At 72.8% G+C, this 15,256-nt stretch carries 16 protein-coding genes; 10 read left to right on the top strand and 6 right to left on the bottom strand.

Annotated elements, in window-relative coordinates; all coding sequences use genetic code 11:
• Positions 1–67: 67 nt before the first annotated feature.
• The 4 genes from LLS1_RS17645 to nucS all read right to left on the bottom strand — a co-directional run bounded on the left by LLS1_RS17645 (position 68) and on the right by nucS (position 2,402).
• Positions 68–472 carry a hypothetical protein gene (locus LLS1_RS17645; protein ID WP_223358872.1) on the bottom strand — a complete coding sequence of 135 codons (405 nt, stop codon included), beginning with the start codon at positions 470–472 and terminating at the stop codon, positions 68–70.
• Positions 473–566: 94 nt separating this feature from the next.
• Positions 567–1,247, bottom strand: a complete 681-nt coding sequence (locus tag LLS1_RS17640) for an HAD hydrolase-like protein (protein WP_226657586.1) — start codon at positions 1,245–1,247, stop codon at positions 567–569.
• 37 nt (positions 1,248–1,284) lie between these two features.
• Positions 1,285–1,707, bottom strand: a complete 423-nt coding sequence (locus tag LLS1_RS17635) for an SseB family protein (RefSeq protein ID WP_226657585.1) — start codon at positions 1,705–1,707, stop codon at positions 1,285–1,287.
• Positions 1,707–2,402 (bottom strand): endonuclease NucS, encoded by a 696-nt coding sequence (gene nucS, locus LLS1_RS17630; protein WP_226657583.1) that lies wholly within the window; start codon positions 2,400–2,402, stop codon positions 1,707–1,709. Before nucS ends, LLS1_RS17635 begins: the two co-directional genes overlap by 1 nt.
• Positions 2,403–2,452: 50 nt before the next feature.
• Between nucS and LLS1_RS17625 the strand changes: the two genes are divergently transcribed.
• Positions 2,453–3,499 (top strand): lactonase family protein, encoded by a 1,047-nt coding sequence (locus LLS1_RS17625; protein WP_226657581.1) that lies wholly within the window; start codon positions 2,453–2,455, stop codon positions 3,497–3,499.
• Between the two features lie 139 nt (positions 3,500–3,638).
• Here the strand turns inward: LLS1_RS17625 and LLS1_RS17620 are convergent, their stop codons facing one another.
• Entirely contained in the window at positions 3,639–4,925 is a 1,287-nt protein-coding gene (locus LLS1_RS17620) for an MFS transporter (protein ID WP_226657579.1), read from the bottom strand.
• A 66-nt stretch (positions 4,926–4,991) separates the two neighbouring features.
• Here LLS1_RS17620 and LLS1_RS17615 point away from each other — a divergent pair, with 66 nt between their 5' ends.
• Both LLS1_RS17615 and LLS1_RS17610 read left to right on the top strand, forming a co-directional pair.
• Complete coding sequence (locus tag LLS1_RS17615) at positions 4,992–6,059, top strand: LacI family DNA-binding transcriptional regulator (RefSeq protein WP_223358878.1); 1,068 nt, start codon at positions 4,992–4,994, stop codon at positions 6,057–6,059.
• A 133-nt stretch (positions 6,060–6,192) separates the two neighbouring features.
• On the top strand, positions 6,193–7,401 hold the full coding sequence (locus LLS1_RS17610; protein ID WP_226657577.1) for an amidohydrolase: 1,209 nt from the start codon (positions 6,193–6,195) through the stop codon (positions 7,399–7,401).
• A gap of 106 nt (positions 7,402–7,507) precedes the next feature.
• Here LLS1_RS17610 and LLS1_RS17605 read toward each other — a convergent pair whose 3' ends face one another.
• Positions 7,508–8,839, bottom strand: coding sequence for an MATE family efflux transporter (locus tag LLS1_RS17605; protein WP_226657576.1), 1,332 nt, complete (start codon positions 8,837–8,839; stop codon positions 7,508–7,510).
• 115 nt (positions 8,840–8,954) lie between these two features.
• On the opposite strand from LLS1_RS17605, the gene LLS1_RS17600 reads away from it, so the two are divergent.
• From LLS1_RS17600 to LLS1_RS17570, 7 genes are all read left to right on the top strand, one after another.
• Positions 8,955–9,728, top strand: coding sequence for an MBL fold metallo-hydrolase (locus tag LLS1_RS17600; protein WP_226657575.1), 774 nt, complete (start codon positions 8,955–8,957; stop codon positions 9,726–9,728).
• Positions 9,725–10,336, top strand: a complete 612-nt coding sequence (locus LLS1_RS17595; protein WP_226657573.1) for a hypothetical protein — start codon at positions 9,725–9,727, stop codon at positions 10,334–10,336. The genes LLS1_RS17600 and LLS1_RS17595 overlap by 4 nt, the downstream gene beginning before the upstream one ends.
• 26 nt (positions 10,337–10,362) lie before the next feature.
• On the top strand, positions 10,363–11,094 hold the full coding sequence (locus LLS1_RS17590) for an HNH endonuclease family protein (protein WP_226657571.1): 732 nt from the start codon (positions 10,363–10,365) through the stop codon (positions 11,092–11,094).
• A 98-nt stretch (positions 11,095–11,192) separates the two neighbouring features.
• The gene (locus tag LLS1_RS17585) at positions 11,193–11,963 is read left to right on the top strand and encodes a hypothetical protein (RefSeq protein ID WP_226657570.1); all 771 of its coding nucleotides are present in this window, start codon (positions 11,193–11,195) and stop codon (positions 11,961–11,963) included.
• Between the two features lie 107 nt (positions 11,964–12,070).
• Entirely contained in the window at positions 12,071–12,988 is a 918-nt protein-coding gene (locus LLS1_RS17580) for an ABC transporter ATP-binding protein (RefSeq protein WP_226657568.1), read from the top strand.
• Positions 12,985–14,685: an ABC transporter permease gene (locus tag LLS1_RS17575; RefSeq protein WP_226657566.1), complete on the top strand. Its 1,701-nt coding sequence runs from the start codon at positions 12,985–12,987 to the stop codon at positions 14,683–14,685. The genes LLS1_RS17580 and LLS1_RS17575 overlap by 4 nt, the downstream gene beginning before the upstream one ends.
• An 8-nt stretch (positions 14,686–14,693) precedes the next feature.
• The gene (locus tag LLS1_RS17570; protein ID WP_226657564.1) at positions 14,694–15,167 is read left to right on the top strand and encodes a GbsR/MarR family transcriptional regulator; all 474 of its coding nucleotides are present in this window, start codon (positions 14,694–14,696) and stop codon (positions 15,165–15,167) included.
• Positions 15,168–15,256: the final 89 nt, after the last annotated feature.

The following is a 15,256-nucleotide window of genomic DNA, read 5'->3' as shown; positions in this document are numbered from 1 at the left end:
GGGCGGAGACGACGGACCGCCGGGCGCGCGAGGCGGCCGGCGGTCCGGGGGCGAGAAGGCGCGGAGCCTAGTTCGCGGTGATGGTGTACGTCACCGAGACACCGGGGGTGCCCACGGCGACGGTGTACTTGTCATCGGTGTAGATGGCCTTCGAGTCCGTCGAGCCGGCCTGCTTGGTGTAGCCGGCCTTCTCCAGAGCGGCCGTCGCGTCGGCGAAGCCGGTCTTGGTGGTGGGCTGGACGGTGACCGACCAGCCGTTGACCTTGTCGCCGCGGGCGACGACGATCTGGCCGTCGACGAGGGGGACGTCGCTCTTCGGGAAGTCCGACGGGAGCGAAACGGAGGCCTGCGTCTGCGAGGCGCTCGGAGTGGACGAGGAGTCCGATCCGGAGCTGGAGCATCCGGCGAGGGTTGCGATGGAGAGGGCCGCGACGAGGGCGGCGGGGACGAACAGAGTGGTGCGGGTGCGCATGATCTTTCCTAGTGCTGTATATGGTGCGGTGTTACAGCACTCCAGCCTACTCGCGCCCCTGTGACACTCCCGGCCCGACGGCCTGTGGAACCACTCAGCCGAGCAGGAGCCGCCGCAGCTGGTCCGCAGAGTGCACGACGGCGATGGCGCCCGCGGCCTCGGCGGGTGAGCCGTAGCCCCACTCGACGAGGATGGTCGGGAGCCCGTGGGCGCCCGCGCCCTCCACGTCGTACTGCCGGTCGCCGACCATCACCGTGTGGTCGAGCGCGACTCCCGCGTCGGTCAGGCGGCGCAGGGCCTCCTCGACGACGTCCGCCTTGGCGCTGCGGGACTCGTCCTCGGTCGCGCCGGTGATCACCGTGAAGAACGCTGCCAGACCGAAGTGCTCCAGGATGCGGATCGCCTGTGACTCCGGCTTGCTGGTCGCGACCGCGAGGGGGATGCCCGCGGCGTGCAGGTGCTCGAGCAGCCCGCGGATCCCGGGGAAGACGGCGCTGTCGAAGGCGCCGTGCTCGGCGTAGTACGTGCGGTAGACGGCGAGAGCGGCGCGCGCCTCGGCCTCGTCCATGCCGGCGAACTTCTCGAGCGAGTGCAGCAGCGGCGGCCCGACGTACTCGACGAGCTCGGCGGGGGTGGGGACGGGGCGGCCCAGCTCCTCGAACATGCGCACGAGAGAGCCGGTGATGCCCGGAGCGGAGTCGGTCAGGGTGCCGTCGAGATCGAACAGCACGCACGTCCACGTCCGGGTGACGGTGGGGGTGATGGGGGTGGTCATAGCCCATCCATCGTATTGGTGCAGTGTGTACGTTCGCTCAGCGGTCGCCGAGAGCGGACTCCACGTGGGAGCGGGCGACGATCATCGTCTGCTCCGACCCGGGGTCGAACTGCACGGCCACGAACTCCGCGGTGCGGATGAACCCGAGGGCCTCGACCGCCGGCACGATGACCGCCTGCACCGTCGTGCCCGCACCTTCCGCCGTCTGGCCGACGGCCGAGCGCAGTGCCTTCATCGAGGTGAAGAGAGGGAGCACGGGCTCCCCGGTCGTCGAGCTGATCGTGCGCAGCCGAGTGTCCTGCGGCGTGGAGCCGGTCACGTCGACGACCAGCCCGCCCTTCAGGGCCGCCGCGAGCAGCGCCTCCAGGTGGGGGAGGGTCGGCTCCGCCGCGATGTCCGCGAGCGCTTTGCGCACCGGGGCGTTCTCGTAGGACTGGGGGAAGCGGGGCGCGTTCGCCATCAGAAGAGCCTGCTGTCGCTGTCGTCGAGGCCGCGCATCGCGTCGTAGTCGAGCACCACGCAGCGGATGCCGCGGTCCTCGGCGAGGGTGCGCGCCTGGGGTTTGATCTCCTGGGCGGCGAACACACCGGAGACGGGGGCGAGGAGGGGGTCGCGGTTCATCAGCTCGAGGTAGCGGGTGAGCTGCTCGACCCCGTCGATGTCGCCGCGCCGCTTGAGCTCGACGGCCACGGAGGCGCCGGTCGCGTCGCGCGCGAGGATGTCGACCGGGCCGATGGCGGTCATGTACTCGCGACGCACGAGCACGTGCCCGTCGCCCAGCAGGTGGATCTGCTCCGCCAGCAGTTTCTGCAGATGCGCCTCGACACCGTCCTTCTGCAGGCCGGGGTCGATGCCGAGATCGTGCGCAGAATCGTGCAGCACCTCGTGTATGGAGACGATCAGCATGTCGGCGGTCTTGGCCTGCGTGACCCGCCAGACCTCGGTGACGCCGGCCTCCCGCTGCAGATCGTCCGGCTCCATGACCGCGAGCGTGCAGGGCGGGCTCATCCAGTTGAGCGGCTTGTACGAGCCGCCGTCGGAGTGGACGAGCAGACTGCCGTCGGATTTGAGCATCAGCAGCCGCTTGGCCAGCGGGAGGTGCGCGCTCAGGCGCCCGGCATAGTCGACGGAGCAGTTGGCAATGACGAGACGCACCGCAACATCCTACGGGGGAGCGGGCGGGGCATGCCTGGCAGGATGGGGGGATGCCCCACGATCTCCTCATCGGCACCTACACCGAGCGCCTCCCCCATGTCGACGGTCACGCGGAGGGAGTCCTCGCGGCGCGGTTCGACGGGACGGAGGTCTCCGCGGTCTCCGTCGCCGCGCGCGTCCGCAATCCCTCGTGGGTGGCGGCGACCGACGACGGCTCGCGCGTCTACGCCGTGTCGGAGACCGGTCCGGACGGGGAGGTCGTGGCCTTCGCGCGCTCGGAGGACGGGGTTCTGACCGGGCTCGGCGGCACGTCCAGCGGAGGGGCGGATCCGGCGCACCTCGCGCTCCACCCCTCCGGGCGCCGGCTGATCGCGGGGACGTACAGCGGCGGATCGGTCTCCGTCTTCGCCCTCGACGGCGACGGGTCGATCGGCGCGCGCACGGGCTTCGTGCAGCACGAGGGACGCGGGCCGGACGACGCCCGCCAGGAGGCGCCGCACGTGCACCAGCTCGGTGTCGACCCCGAGACCGGCGACGTCGTCGTGGTCGACCTCGGTCTGGGAGAGGTGCGCTGGTACGCCCTGGACGAGGAAGGAGCGCTCGCGCTGCGCCCCGAGGCCACCCTGTCGTCCGGCGCCGCCGGCCCCCGGCACCTGGCCTTCCATCCCGACGGCCGGCACGCCTTCGTCGTGAACGAGCTCGACAGCACCCTCGACGTGCTGCGGCGCGACGGCGACCGCTTCGTGCGCGTCTCGACCGTGTCCACCCGGGCCGCGGATGCCGCCGGCGAGAACCTCCCGGCCGCCGTCCGCGTCACGGGCGACGGCTCCACCGTGCTCGCCACCAATCGCGGCGACGACACGATCGCGGTCTTCTCGTTCGACGCCGACGTGTCGCGCGCCGTCCTGGTCGCGACGGAGGCCACCCGGGGGCGTTCCCCCCGCGATCTGGTCATCGCGCCGGAGGGCGACCGTGTGCTCGCGGCCTGCCAGGACAGCGACGAGGTCACTGTCTTCGCCTTCGACCCGCGCACCCGCGCGCTGCGCTTCCTCGCCGCCTCCCCCGTCCCCACCCCTGTCTGCCTCGCCTTCGTCTGACGCCCGCTGCGTCCCCGCGCCTGCTCTCCACCGCCCACCGCCAGCAGTTCCGGAGATCTGCTCCGGTGTGCGAGGAATCACCGGTCGAACGGCGAACTGAGCGGCGTGGCGCGCGGGAACTCCGGAATAGGCGTTGCGCTCAGGCCGATCGGCGTTCCTTCTGCGGGCGCACCGCCGGAGCCGCGAGGAACGACGCGAGCAGCAGGGCGAGGATGAGGTAGAGCGCGTTCAGCAGGCCGAACTCCTTGCCGAGGAACCCGATGACCGGGGGCCCGACGAGAAAGGCGCAGTAGCCGATGATCGCGACGGCCGACACGCGCGCGGCCGGGTTGCTCGCACCGTCGGCGGCCGCGGACATCCCGAGCGGGAAGCCCAGGGACACGCCGAAGCCCCACAGCACCGTGCCGATGACGACGACCCACATCGGACCGCCCAGGATGAACAAGAGGAGTCCGATGACACCCATCCCGGCCGTGATGCGGATGGCGCTGACACGGCCGATGCGGTCGACGATCGGCCCGCCGGCCACGCGGCCGACGGTCATCGCGGCGACGAAGCAGCCGAACACCACGGCGCCGGTCGAGTTGGCCTGGCCGTGGCCGTCGACGACCGCGAGCGAGATCCAGTCGTTCGCCGAGCCCTCGCCGAACGCCATGCCGAGCATGACGACGCCGATCAGGATGAGCCGCCAATCCGCCCACACCGACAGCGCCGCACGCATGCGCTCGCCGAAGGGGATGCGCTCCGTCTCGCCCACCTCGTCGCCGAGGTCGGCTTCGCGCGGGATGAAGCGGATGGCCACCACGATCCCGATCACCAGCGCCACGGCCACGGCCAGCAGGTGCCAGGCCACGGCGATGTGGAGGGCCGCCGCTGCGGCGCCGAGGCCCGCGCCGATGACCGTGCCCAGGCTGAAGCACGCGTGCATCAGGGGCATCAGCGTCTTGCCGATCTCACGCTCGACGGCCGTGCCCTCGACGTTCATCATCACGTCGAGTGCGCCGTTGCCGAAGCCGAGCAGCACGAGGCCGACCGCGACGATCGGCACGGCGTGGAACACGCTCGAGCCGAGGCCGAGGAGGGCCATGCCGGCCGCGGCGAGGGTGAGGGAGGCGAACATCGCCTTGTGCGGGCCGAAGCGGACCAGCACCGGAGACGAGACGATGAGGCCGAGGATCGCTCCGACCGACATGCCCAGGATGAGGAGGCCCACCGCGGAGGGGTCCTTGCCCAGCCCGAGGTCGTCGCGGACACCGGGGATGCGCGCCACCCAGGTCGCCGTGGCGAGCCCGCTGAGGATGAAGATGGCGAAGACGGCGTTGCGCCACGCGACGAGTCCGCGGCGGCTGCGCGCCGGGCTGACGGGTGAGGCCTGGCCGGCGGATGCGCCGGAGGGCGAGGGAGGGGTCGGGGTCGGCTGCGACATCGGCGTTCCTGCGGGTTTGGGGCATCGAATCGTTTCGATCGAAACGATTCGACTAAGCTACCACACGTGAACGACAGCACCGCAGCCCCCGCGACCCGGCCGACGCTGGCCGCGGTCGCCCGCCTCGCCGGCGTCTCCAATTCGACGGCGTCGCTCGCCTTCTCGGGCACCGGCCCCGTCTCCGACGCCACACGCGACCGCGTGCTCGCCGCCGCCAAGCAGCTCAACTACGCCGGTCCCGACCCTCGGGCGCGCTCGCTGCGGCGCGGCCGGTCGGGCATCGTGGGCGTCGTCATGGAGGAGCGCGTCGGCGACGCCTTCCGCGACCCCATCAAGATCGCGTTGCTCGACGGCATCACGGAGGAGATCGGGGCGATCGACGCCGGCCTCCTCATCCTCACCGACGCCGGTGAAGCGGCGCAGCGCATCGAGGACGCCCCCATGGACGCCGTCGTGCTCATCGGATGCAGCCCGCGCCTCGACGAGTCCGTCGCGACGCTCCGGCAGCGCGGCATCCCCCTCATCGCCATCGAGGGCGACCCGGCGGCGGGAGTCCCCACCATCGGGCAGGACAACCGCGAGGCGACCCGCATCGCCGCCCAGCACCTCCACGATCTCGGGCACCGGGAGGTCGCGGTCGTCGCCCTTCCGCTCACGCGTGATCGAGCGCGCGGCCCCTTCACCGCCGCGACCGCCCGTGCCGCCAGCTCCACCACGGCGATCGACCGGCTCGCCGGCGTGCACGACGTCTTCCCGGGGGCGGGAGGCTGGGTCGCCCGCGGCTCCTTCGTCGAGGAGGGGCGCCTCGCCGGTGCCGCCCTCCTCTCCGACCCGAAGACGCGCCCCACCGCGATCGTCGCCCAGAGCGACCTCCTCGCCGCCGGCGTGATCCGCGCCGCCGAGGAGCTCGGCCTCGAGGTGCCGTGGGACGTCAGCGTCGTCGGCTTCGACGGGGTCCGCGTCGACGGTCTCTGGCCCTACGACCTGACCACCCTCGTCCAGCCCGCCGTCGACAAGGGCCGTGCCGCGGGCCGTACCGTCGTCGACCTGCTCGAGGGCCGCGAGACGCGTCCCGAGTCCTTCACCTCCGAGTTCCACCAGGGCAACACCACGGCGGCCCCCGCCCGCCGCTGACCGCCGCTGCCGCCCGCCCCGCACATGTGGACCTAATGTGGCGATTCCCGGCGCCATTCCCCGCATTTGGTCCAAATGGGGAGCGCACACTCGCGGCATTCGCCACGAATGCGTGTGCACGTAGGGTGAGGGTATGGATCTTGAGGCTCTCTACCGCGATCTCCACGCCCATCCCGAGCTCTCGTTCGCCGAGCACCGCACCGCCGGGATCGTCGCCGATCACCTCACCGCCCTCGGGGTGGAGGTGCACACCGGGATCGGCGGCACCGGCGTCGCCGGTGTCCTGCGCAACGGCGAGGGGCCGGTCGTCCTGCTCCGTGCCGACATGGATGCGCTGCCCGTCCGCGAGCAGACCGGACTCGAGTGGGCCTCCACCGTCACCACGGAGGACGAGACCGGCACGGTGGTGCCTGTCATGCACGCGTGCGGTCACGACATCCACATCACCTGCCTGCTCGGCGCGGTGGAGGAGCTCGCCGGGTCGACGGACGCCTGGTCCGGCACTCTCGTCGCGGTGTTCCAGCCGGGCGAGGAGCACGGCGGCGGCGCGCAGGTCATGGTCGACAGCGGCCTCTACGACCTCGTCCCGACGCCGGACGTCGTGCTCGGCCAGCACGTGACCCCGCTGCCGGCGGGAATGCTCGGCGCCCACTCGGGTGCGGCGATGGCCGCGGTCGACACGATGGAGGTCACCCTCCACGGCCGCGGCGGCCACGGGTCGCGCCCGGAGACGACGATCGACCCGGTCGTCATGGCGGCGTCGGCGGTCATGCGCCTGCAGACCGTCGTCTCGCGCGAGATCGCGCCGCAGGACACCGCTGTCGTGACCGTCGGCACCCTGCACGCCGGAACCAAGAACAACATCATCGCGGCCGAGGCGACGCTGGGGATCAGTGTGCGGAGCTTCAACGAGGAGGTCCGCGAGCGCGTGCTCGGCGCGGTCGACCGCATCCTGCGTGCCGAGTCGGAGGCCTCGGGGGCCCCGCAGGCGCCCGACGTGGAGTGGGGCGAGCGTTACCCGGTCACCGTCAACGAGCCCGACGCCACGGCCCGGGTCAACGCGGCGTTCGTCACCGAGTTCGGTGCGGACGCCCTTTTCGACCCGGGAGCGCTCTCGGGCAGCGAGGATGTCGGCAACCTCGCGACCGCGGTCGGAGCCCCGCTGGTCTACTGGATGCTCGGCGGCGGCGACCCGCAGGTGGTCAGGGCCGCGATCGCGGCGGGGACCGTGGACACCGACATCCCCTCCAACCATTCGCCGCACTTCGCCCCGCTCGCGCAGCCGACCATCCCGACCGGGGTGCGCGCGCTGGTGGTGGCGGCGCGGGAGTGGCTGGGCTGATTCCGGAGTCCGGCGCCGCCGCGCCGCTCACTTCTCCGTGCGGACGGAGTCCCGTACGGGTGTCGGCGGGATCTCCGGATCCGCCGGGCGCGGGAGGCTGCGACCGCTAGTCCGCTCCGGCGCGCATCCACACCCGCCCGTGGGCCCGCAGCCCGAGGGTGACCGCTCGCGCGCCGAGGTAGCCGAACACGAACGTGGCCGTGAGCCAGGCGAGTCCGCTCGCGTCGTGCGCCGCCCAGGTGACGACGGCGAGGGCCAGGGGCACGAAGACCGCGACGTTCGCGATGCCGGTGAGGGCCAGGTAGCGGGCGTCGCCGGCGCCGATCAGCACGCCGTCGAGCACGAAGACGTATCCGCCGAGCGGTGCGCCGATCCCGACCAGGGCGAGTGAGACGGGCAGGAGGGAGGCGACGGTCGCGTCGCTCGTGAAGAGGCCGGCCGCGACGGGGCTGAGCAGCACGGTCGCGGCGCCGAGCACGATGCCGGATCCGACTCCCCATTGCAGGCAGCGGCGCAGCACGGCGCGCACCTCGTCCAGCTCGCCCGCTCCGAGCCCCTTCCCGATCAGTGCCTGCGCGGCGATCGCGAGTGCGTCGAGGGCGAACGCGAGGGTCGCGAACACGGTCATCGTCACCTGGAACGCCGCCAGCTCGTCCGGACCGAGCCGGGTCGCGGCGAAGACGGCGAGCAGCATGGCGGCGCGCAGGCTCGCGGTGCGCAGCAGCAGCCAGCCGCCGGCGCGGGCGCTGCGGCCGATGCCCGCGTGGTGGGGGAGGAGCGGGGAGCCGACCCGGCGCGCGTGCCGGACGACCACGACGACGTACACGACGACCATGCCCCATTGCGCTGCGACCGTCCCGGCGGCGGACCCGGCGATTCCCCACCCGGCGACGTAGATGAAGAGGTAGTTCAGGACGATGTTGGCGGCGAAGCCGGCGACGGCGACGGCGAGCGGAGTCCGGGTGTCCTGGAGCCCGCGCAGCAGACCGGTTGCCGCGAAGACGAGCAGCATCGCCGGCAGCCCCGGCATCGACAGCTCGAGGTACCGGGTCGCCTGCGCGGAGACATCGACGGACGCGCCGAAGAGGCCGACCAGCGCGGGCGAGGCGAACCATCCCGCCGCCGCCAGCACGATGCCGAGCGCGAGGGCGAGCCAGCTGCCGTCCACGCCCGCGGCGACCGCTCCGCGTTCGTCCCCGGCGCCGAGCCGTCGCGCCACGGCGGGCGTCGTGGAGTAGGCGAGGAACACCATCAGCCCGACGATCGTCTGCAGCACGGCGCTCGCGATGCCCAGCCCGGCGAGGGAGGAGACGCCCAGGTGGCCGACCATCGCGGAGTCGGCGAGCAGGAACACCGGCTCGGCGACGAGCGAGCCGAGCGCAGGCACGGCGAGGCGGAGGATCTCCCGGTCGACCGGGCGGCGGAGGAGGGCTTTCACGGCGACGTCAACGCTAGCGCGCTGCGACGACGCCCGGGTGCAGGCGGAGGCCGCGGCTGCCGAACCGCAGCCGTGCCCTGCCGTGCCCCACACCCCTTCCCGATACGATCGCCCGATGCGGCTCACCACCCTCGGCGTCTCCAGCCACTACCCGCTCCCCGGCGCGCCCTGCGTCGGGATGCTGCTCGAGCACGACGGTACGGCGGTCTGGATCGACGCCGGGCCGGGCACGCTGGCCGAACTGCAGCGCCATGCTCCGCTGGCCGGTCTCTCCGCCGCGTGGATCTCGCACGGCCACGCGGATCACGCCGCCGACCTGCTTCCTGCCTTCTACGCCTACCGCTACGGCGACGTGGGAGCACCGGCACGGCTGCCCGTGCTCGCCCCGGGGGATGTGCGCGGGCGTCTCGCCGGCTTCCTCGGCCCCGCGTCCGGACCGGAACTCGACCGCGTCTTCGCTTTCGACCCGCTCTCCGACGGCGGCGGACGAGCGTTCGGCGGCCTCTCCCTCCGCTGGTCCGCCGTGCGTCATGACGCACCGGCGTTCGCCCTGCGCGCGGAGGCGGCGGGAGCCTCCCTCGTCTACACCGGCGACTCGGCGCCCTGTGCGGCGCTGGACGAACTGGCACGGGGCTGCGACCTGCTCGTGAGCGAGGCCGGCACAGACGTGCGGCAGCCCGGAGATGCGCCGGTGCACTTCACCCCCGAGGAGGCCGGAGAGCTCGCCGCGCGGGCCGGCGCACGCCGGTTGCTGCTGACGCACCTCGCCCTCGGCCTGCGCCCCGACGACGCCGTGCGCCGCGCCGCGAGCCGGTTCGACGGCCCGGTGGAGGCCGCGGTCGTGTCGGGCGAGCCGATGTCGGTGGACCTTCCTACAGTGGAGTCATGAGCACCCTCATGCCGCAGCTCCTCGCCACCTGGACCTGGCGCTTGGAGCGCGTGCGAAGCGGGCGCACCATCCTCAGTCGCGGGCAGGCGACGACCGCCCGCGGCGACCTCGTGAACGATCGCGCCTCGCAGCCCGAGGCGTACGCGGTCTACGAGGAGGAGTACGCGGCCGCCCTCGATGCGCTGGAGGTGCTCTCCCGGCAGCAGAACCGCCGCGACGACCTGCTGTCCGTGCTCTCGACGGAGCGCCGCCGTCGCGAGGGCGATGACGCGGTCGTCGCCGGGACCGACCGCGGCCGCGTCTCGCTCGCGCCGGAGCACGATCGCGTCCCGGCCGGTCTGCCGGAGATGCTCGACGAATGGGTGCACCGGCTCATCCGCTATCGGAGCGGCGCCAAGCTCATCGCTCCGATCGAGGCCTCCCGGGCCGAGATCCGCCTCCGCAACGAGGCCGACCTGCACCCGGGCGCCTACCGCAACAGCACCGCAGCGCCGTTCTACGGCCGGGTCATGCGCGAGCTGGGTGAGATCGCCACGAGTGAGCGTCCGGGCGTCCACCTGGGCGGCCGCGGCCTCCATCGCGGCATCCCGAGCGACAGCCTCCGTTGACGCGGCGGCGATCCCCCGCCCGGCTCGTGACGACCGTGGTGGGGACGGCGATCGCTGTCGTGCTCGCGCTCTGCGGGTATGCGGTGATGTCCGGGAACGGCGCGACGGGGCCGGACGCGCCGGCTCCGTCGGAGACCCGGACCGCGGACGCACCGGCAACGGGGACGACCGCGGCGTCCCCGTCCGGCCGGGATGCGGGCGTGCCGGGTGCGGCGGAGGCGCGCGCCTTGCTCGCCGCGCTGCCGGTCAAGGGCAGCGCCCCGGCGACCGGCTACGACCGGGTCGGTGACTTCGGCGAGGCGTGGCTGGATGTGGACGGCAACGGCTGCTCGACGCGCGACGACATCCTGGCCCGCGACCTCTCCGATGTCGTTCGGCGCGACGCGTGCACCGTCGTGTCGGGAACCCTCGACGATCCGTACACCGGTACCCGCATCGCCTTCGAGCGCGGCGTCGACACGTCCGCGCGGGTGCAGATCGATCACGTCGTCCCGCTGCTCGACGCGTGGCGGACGGGCGCTCAGCGGCTCACCCCGGAGGCCCGGGAACGCCTCGCGAACGACCCGCTCAACCTCGTGGCGGTCGACGGGCCCACCAATCAGCGCAAGGGCGCGGGGAATGCCGCCACCTGGCTCCCGCCCGCGAAGTCCTACCGATGCACGTACGCGTCGCGTCAGGTGGCCGTGAAGGCCGAGTACGGGCTGTGGGTTGTCCCCGCGGAGCGGGCGGCGCTGCAGCGCATCCTGGCCCGGTGCTGACAGCGTCCGGGGTGGAGTGGACCCGTGCGGCGGGAGCGCCCCGCACGGGGGTGGTGCGAGACCTCCTGCGCGACGCGACCGGGCACTAGCATCGAGCCATGCTGAGCCCCGCCGAGGCCGCGGCACTCCTCGGAGTGAGCCCGACCGCCCCCACGCACGAGGTCGAGGGCGCCTACGCCGCCCGGCTCGGAGCCGTACCCGCCGCCGACACCGTGGCCCGCGATCGTCTCACCGCCGCGCGAGACGCCCTCCTGGCGGCGTCACACTGGCAGGCACCGCAGCAGCCGTACCCGATGCCACAGCCTCCGCACCCCGCGTACCCGCTGCAGCCTGCGTACGCCGCGCAGCCTCCGTACGCCGCGCAGCCTCCTTACGCCGCGCCGCCTGCGTACGCCGGGCAGCCGCCCTTCCCCGCGCCACATCCGCAGTACGCGCCCTACCCGCCGTACGGCCCGCCCCGCCGCGGCCCGTCGACCGGTGCGATCATCGGCTGGGTTCTCGGCGGGTTCGCGGTGCTGCTCGTCGTGGTGGTGGTGGCGGTGGTCGCGATCGTGGGGTCGGCGCACCCGGTCGCGCCGTACAGGGACACCGCAGGAGGGTCGAGCGCGTTCGGCGGCGGTGAGTACGTCGTCGACGGCGTGCGGGTGGAGTACAACGAGGATGGCTGGGACTTCACGCTCACGTCGCCGCAGGACTGCCCGGCCGCGACGGTCACCGTCGGCTTCAGCGAGGACGACGAGGGCGCCTCGGTGGAGGAGTTCACCGACACCGTGGCGCTGGTCGCGGACACCCCGCACATCTACACGGTGCCGTACGACGCCTCGAGCCTGCAGTACGCGAGCATCGACGCGATCGACTGCGGCACCTGATCCGAGGCGGGCACGCACACCTCTCCCCGGACCCTCGGAGGGACTCTGCCGTGAGTAATCCGTAAGGACTTTTCACAAATTACTGAAACAAGCGTAGAGTTCCGCGCATGGACACGGTGATCCGAGCCTCCGGGCTCGAGAAGCGATTCGGGCGCGTGCACGCCCTCGACGGACTCGACCTCAGTGTCTCCGCGGGCGAGGTGCACGGCTTCCTCGGCCCGAACGGCGCGGGCAAGTCCACCACGATCCGTGTGCTGCTCGGGCTCGCGCGATCCTCCGGCGGCGCCGCCACCGTTTTTGGCCGCGACCCGTGGAAGGACGCGGTCGAGCTCCACGGTCGCATCGCCTACGTGCCGGGCGACGTGAGCCTCTGGCCGAACCTCTCCGGCGGTGAGGCGATCGACCTGTTGTCTCGGCTGCGCGGGGGTGCGGCCGATCGTGTCGCGTACGCGGAGCGCAAGAAGCGCCTGATCGACGTCTTCCAGCTCGATCCGACGAAGAAGGGCCGCGCGTACTCGAAGGGCAACCGGCAGAAGGTGGCGCTCGTCGCGGCGTTCGCCACGCCGGCCGACCTCTACATCCTCGACGAGCCGACGAGCGGCCTGGACCCGCTGATGGAGGCGACCTTCGATGCGGAGATCGCCCGTGTGGCCCGGGAGGGCGCGACGGTTCTGCTGTCGAGCCACATCCTGTCCGAGGTGGAGCAGCTGTGCGATCGCGTCAGCATCATCCGGGCCGGCCGGACGGTCGAGTCCGGCACCCTCGCGGAGCTGCGGCACCTCACGCGTACGGAGGTGTCGTTCGCCGCGGACGGGGTGGCGGAGGAGGCGCTCGCGCGCATCCCGGACGCCCACGACCTCCGCGTGCACAACGGCCGCGTGACGTTCACCGCGGACAGCGATGCTCTGCCGCCGGTGCTCAGCGCCCTCGCCGGACTGGACGCGAAGAGCCTCACGGTCGCGCCGCCGTCGCTGGAGGAGCTCTTCCTCCGCCACTACGACACGGAGGAGGCGACCGCGCGATGAGCGCCGCCGCCGCGACCGACCGTCCGGCCGCCCACCACGACGCCGCCCCCGCCGCCGGCTCCGGCGGCGGGCGCACGCTCCGGGCCCTCCTCCGCCAGCGCCTCCGCCGTGACCGGTGGCAGCTCGTCATCTGGCTCGTGAGCATCGGGGTGCTCGCCGCGTTCTCGGCGGCCGCCATCGCGCAGACCTACGGGGATGCGACCAGCCGCGCCGAGCTGCTGCGCCTCGCGATCGCGAACCCGACCGTCCTGCTGCTACGTGGCCTGCCCGACGGCACGAGTTTCGCGGCGGTCACGTTCTTCGAGATCTACACCTTCCTCGCGCTGCTCGCCGGGCTGATGAACACGTTCCTGGCTGTGCGGCACTCGCGGGCGGAGGAGGAGTCTGGTCGCGCGGAACTGATCGGCTCCACCCCGGCCGGACGGCTGCTTCCGACCGTCGCGACCGTCCTGCACGGGGTCCTCGCGAACATCGCGCTCGGCCTGATCGTCGCGCTCGGCTTCATCGCCGCCGGTCTGCCCGCGGGCGGATCGTTCGCCGCGGGCGCCGCGACGGGAGGGGTCGGGATCACGTTCGTGGCCGTCGGCCTCCTGCTCGCGCAGATCATGAGCACCTCCCGCGGCGCGAACGGCTTCGCGGCGGCGCTGGTGGTGCTCGCGTACGTGGTGCGCGGGATCGGCGACGCTCTCGGTACGCCGACGGGCGACGGGACGCACCTGGTCGCCGCGTGGCCCAGCTGGCTCAGCCCGATCGGCTGGGGCGAGCAGTTCTCCCCGTACTCGACGGCCGACTGGTGGCCGCTGCTGCTGCAGCTCGGCTTCGCCGCCGTGCTGATCGCGGTCACCTTCTCCCTGCAAGCCGGGCGCGACTCCGGGGCCGGCGTCATCCCCGAACGGGCGGGAAGGCGTGACGCGCGGCCGTGGCTGCGCGGCCCCCTCGGACTCGCCTGGCGTCTGCAGTGGCCGATCATCGTCGGCTGGGCGGTCGGCGGCGCGTTCACCGGCATCCTGGCGGGGGCGCTGGGGACCCTGGTCAGCAGCTCGATCGCGAACGATCCGGGTCTCTCCGACATCCGCACCGCCATCGCTCGGATCGGGGCGGGCGGGTCCGGTCCGCTCACACAGCTCTTCATCTCGGCGATCTTCTCGATCGTCGGGGTGCTCGCGGCGGCCTGCGCGGTGCAGTCCGTCGTCCGCCTGCGACAGGAGGAGGCGGCGGGGACGGCGGAGGCCGTGCTCACGACCCCGGTCTCGCGCGTCCGCTGGCTGCTCGAGTTCGTGCTCGTCGGGGTCGTCGCGGTGGTGCTCGTCCTCGTCGCGGCCGCCCTTGCCTCCGGCCTCTCGGCCCTGGCGGCGGGGGAGGACGCCGCCCGCATCGGCGACTCGTTCGTCGCCGCATCCGCCGAGCTCCCCGTCGCCCTCGTCTACCTCGGGGTGCTCGCACTGGTGTTCGTGATCGCCCCGGACTGGACCATCCCGGTCGGCTGGGCGACCCTCGGTCTGGGCGCCTTCATCGGCATCTTCGGCGGACTCATCGACCTGCCCGACCCGATCCGCCACCTCTCGCCCTTCGCTGACGCCCCCGTGGTCGTCGGCGACGTGGACTGGACAGGGGGATACTGGATGTTCGGCATCGCGGTCGTGGCCGTGGCCGCGGCCGCCGCGCTCATCCGCCGCCGAGACCTCGCGATCGGATAGGAGCTGGCATGGCGAAGGACCCGATCGCGCTCGCCGACGTGCGGGAGCACTCCGCCGCCATCCTCGCCGCGGCGGGCTTCCCGAAGATGCCCGCGCGTGTGCTCATGGCTCTCACCGTGACCGAGCAGCCCGGCCTCACCGCCGCCGAGCTCGCCGACACCCTCGCCGTCAGCGCGGCGGGAATCTCGGGTGCCGTCCGCTATCTCCAGACCCTCGGCATCATCCGCCGCGTCTCGCAGTCCACGAGCCGCCGCGACCGTTACGAGCTCCCCTCCGACTGGTACGCGCTCATGGTCCGCAACAGCCCCGTCTACGCCGCCCTCGCCGACCAGGCGGACGTCGGCCTCGCCGCCGTCGGCGACCCGGACTCCCCGGCCACCGAGCGCCTCCGCGACATGGCCGGCTTCTACCGCTTCCTCCAGGCGAGGCTGCCCGAGCTGATCGGGGAGTGGGAGGGCGTGCGCGCGGCCTCGCAGCCCTGATCCGCCCCACGCTGATCCGCCTCCCGGCGGTTCGCCCGGGCGTCGGCCAGACTGGATCCAGCACCACCGCCCGCCGCCAGAACGGGCAC

Source organism: Leifsonia sp. LS1 (assembly GCF_020521355.1).
Lineage (GTDB): Bacteria > Actinomycetota > Actinomycetes > Actinomycetales > Microbacteriaceae > Leifsonia.
The sequence above is the reverse complement of the archived record's forward strand: the minus strand, read 5'-3'. Positions and strand labels throughout refer to the sequence as shown.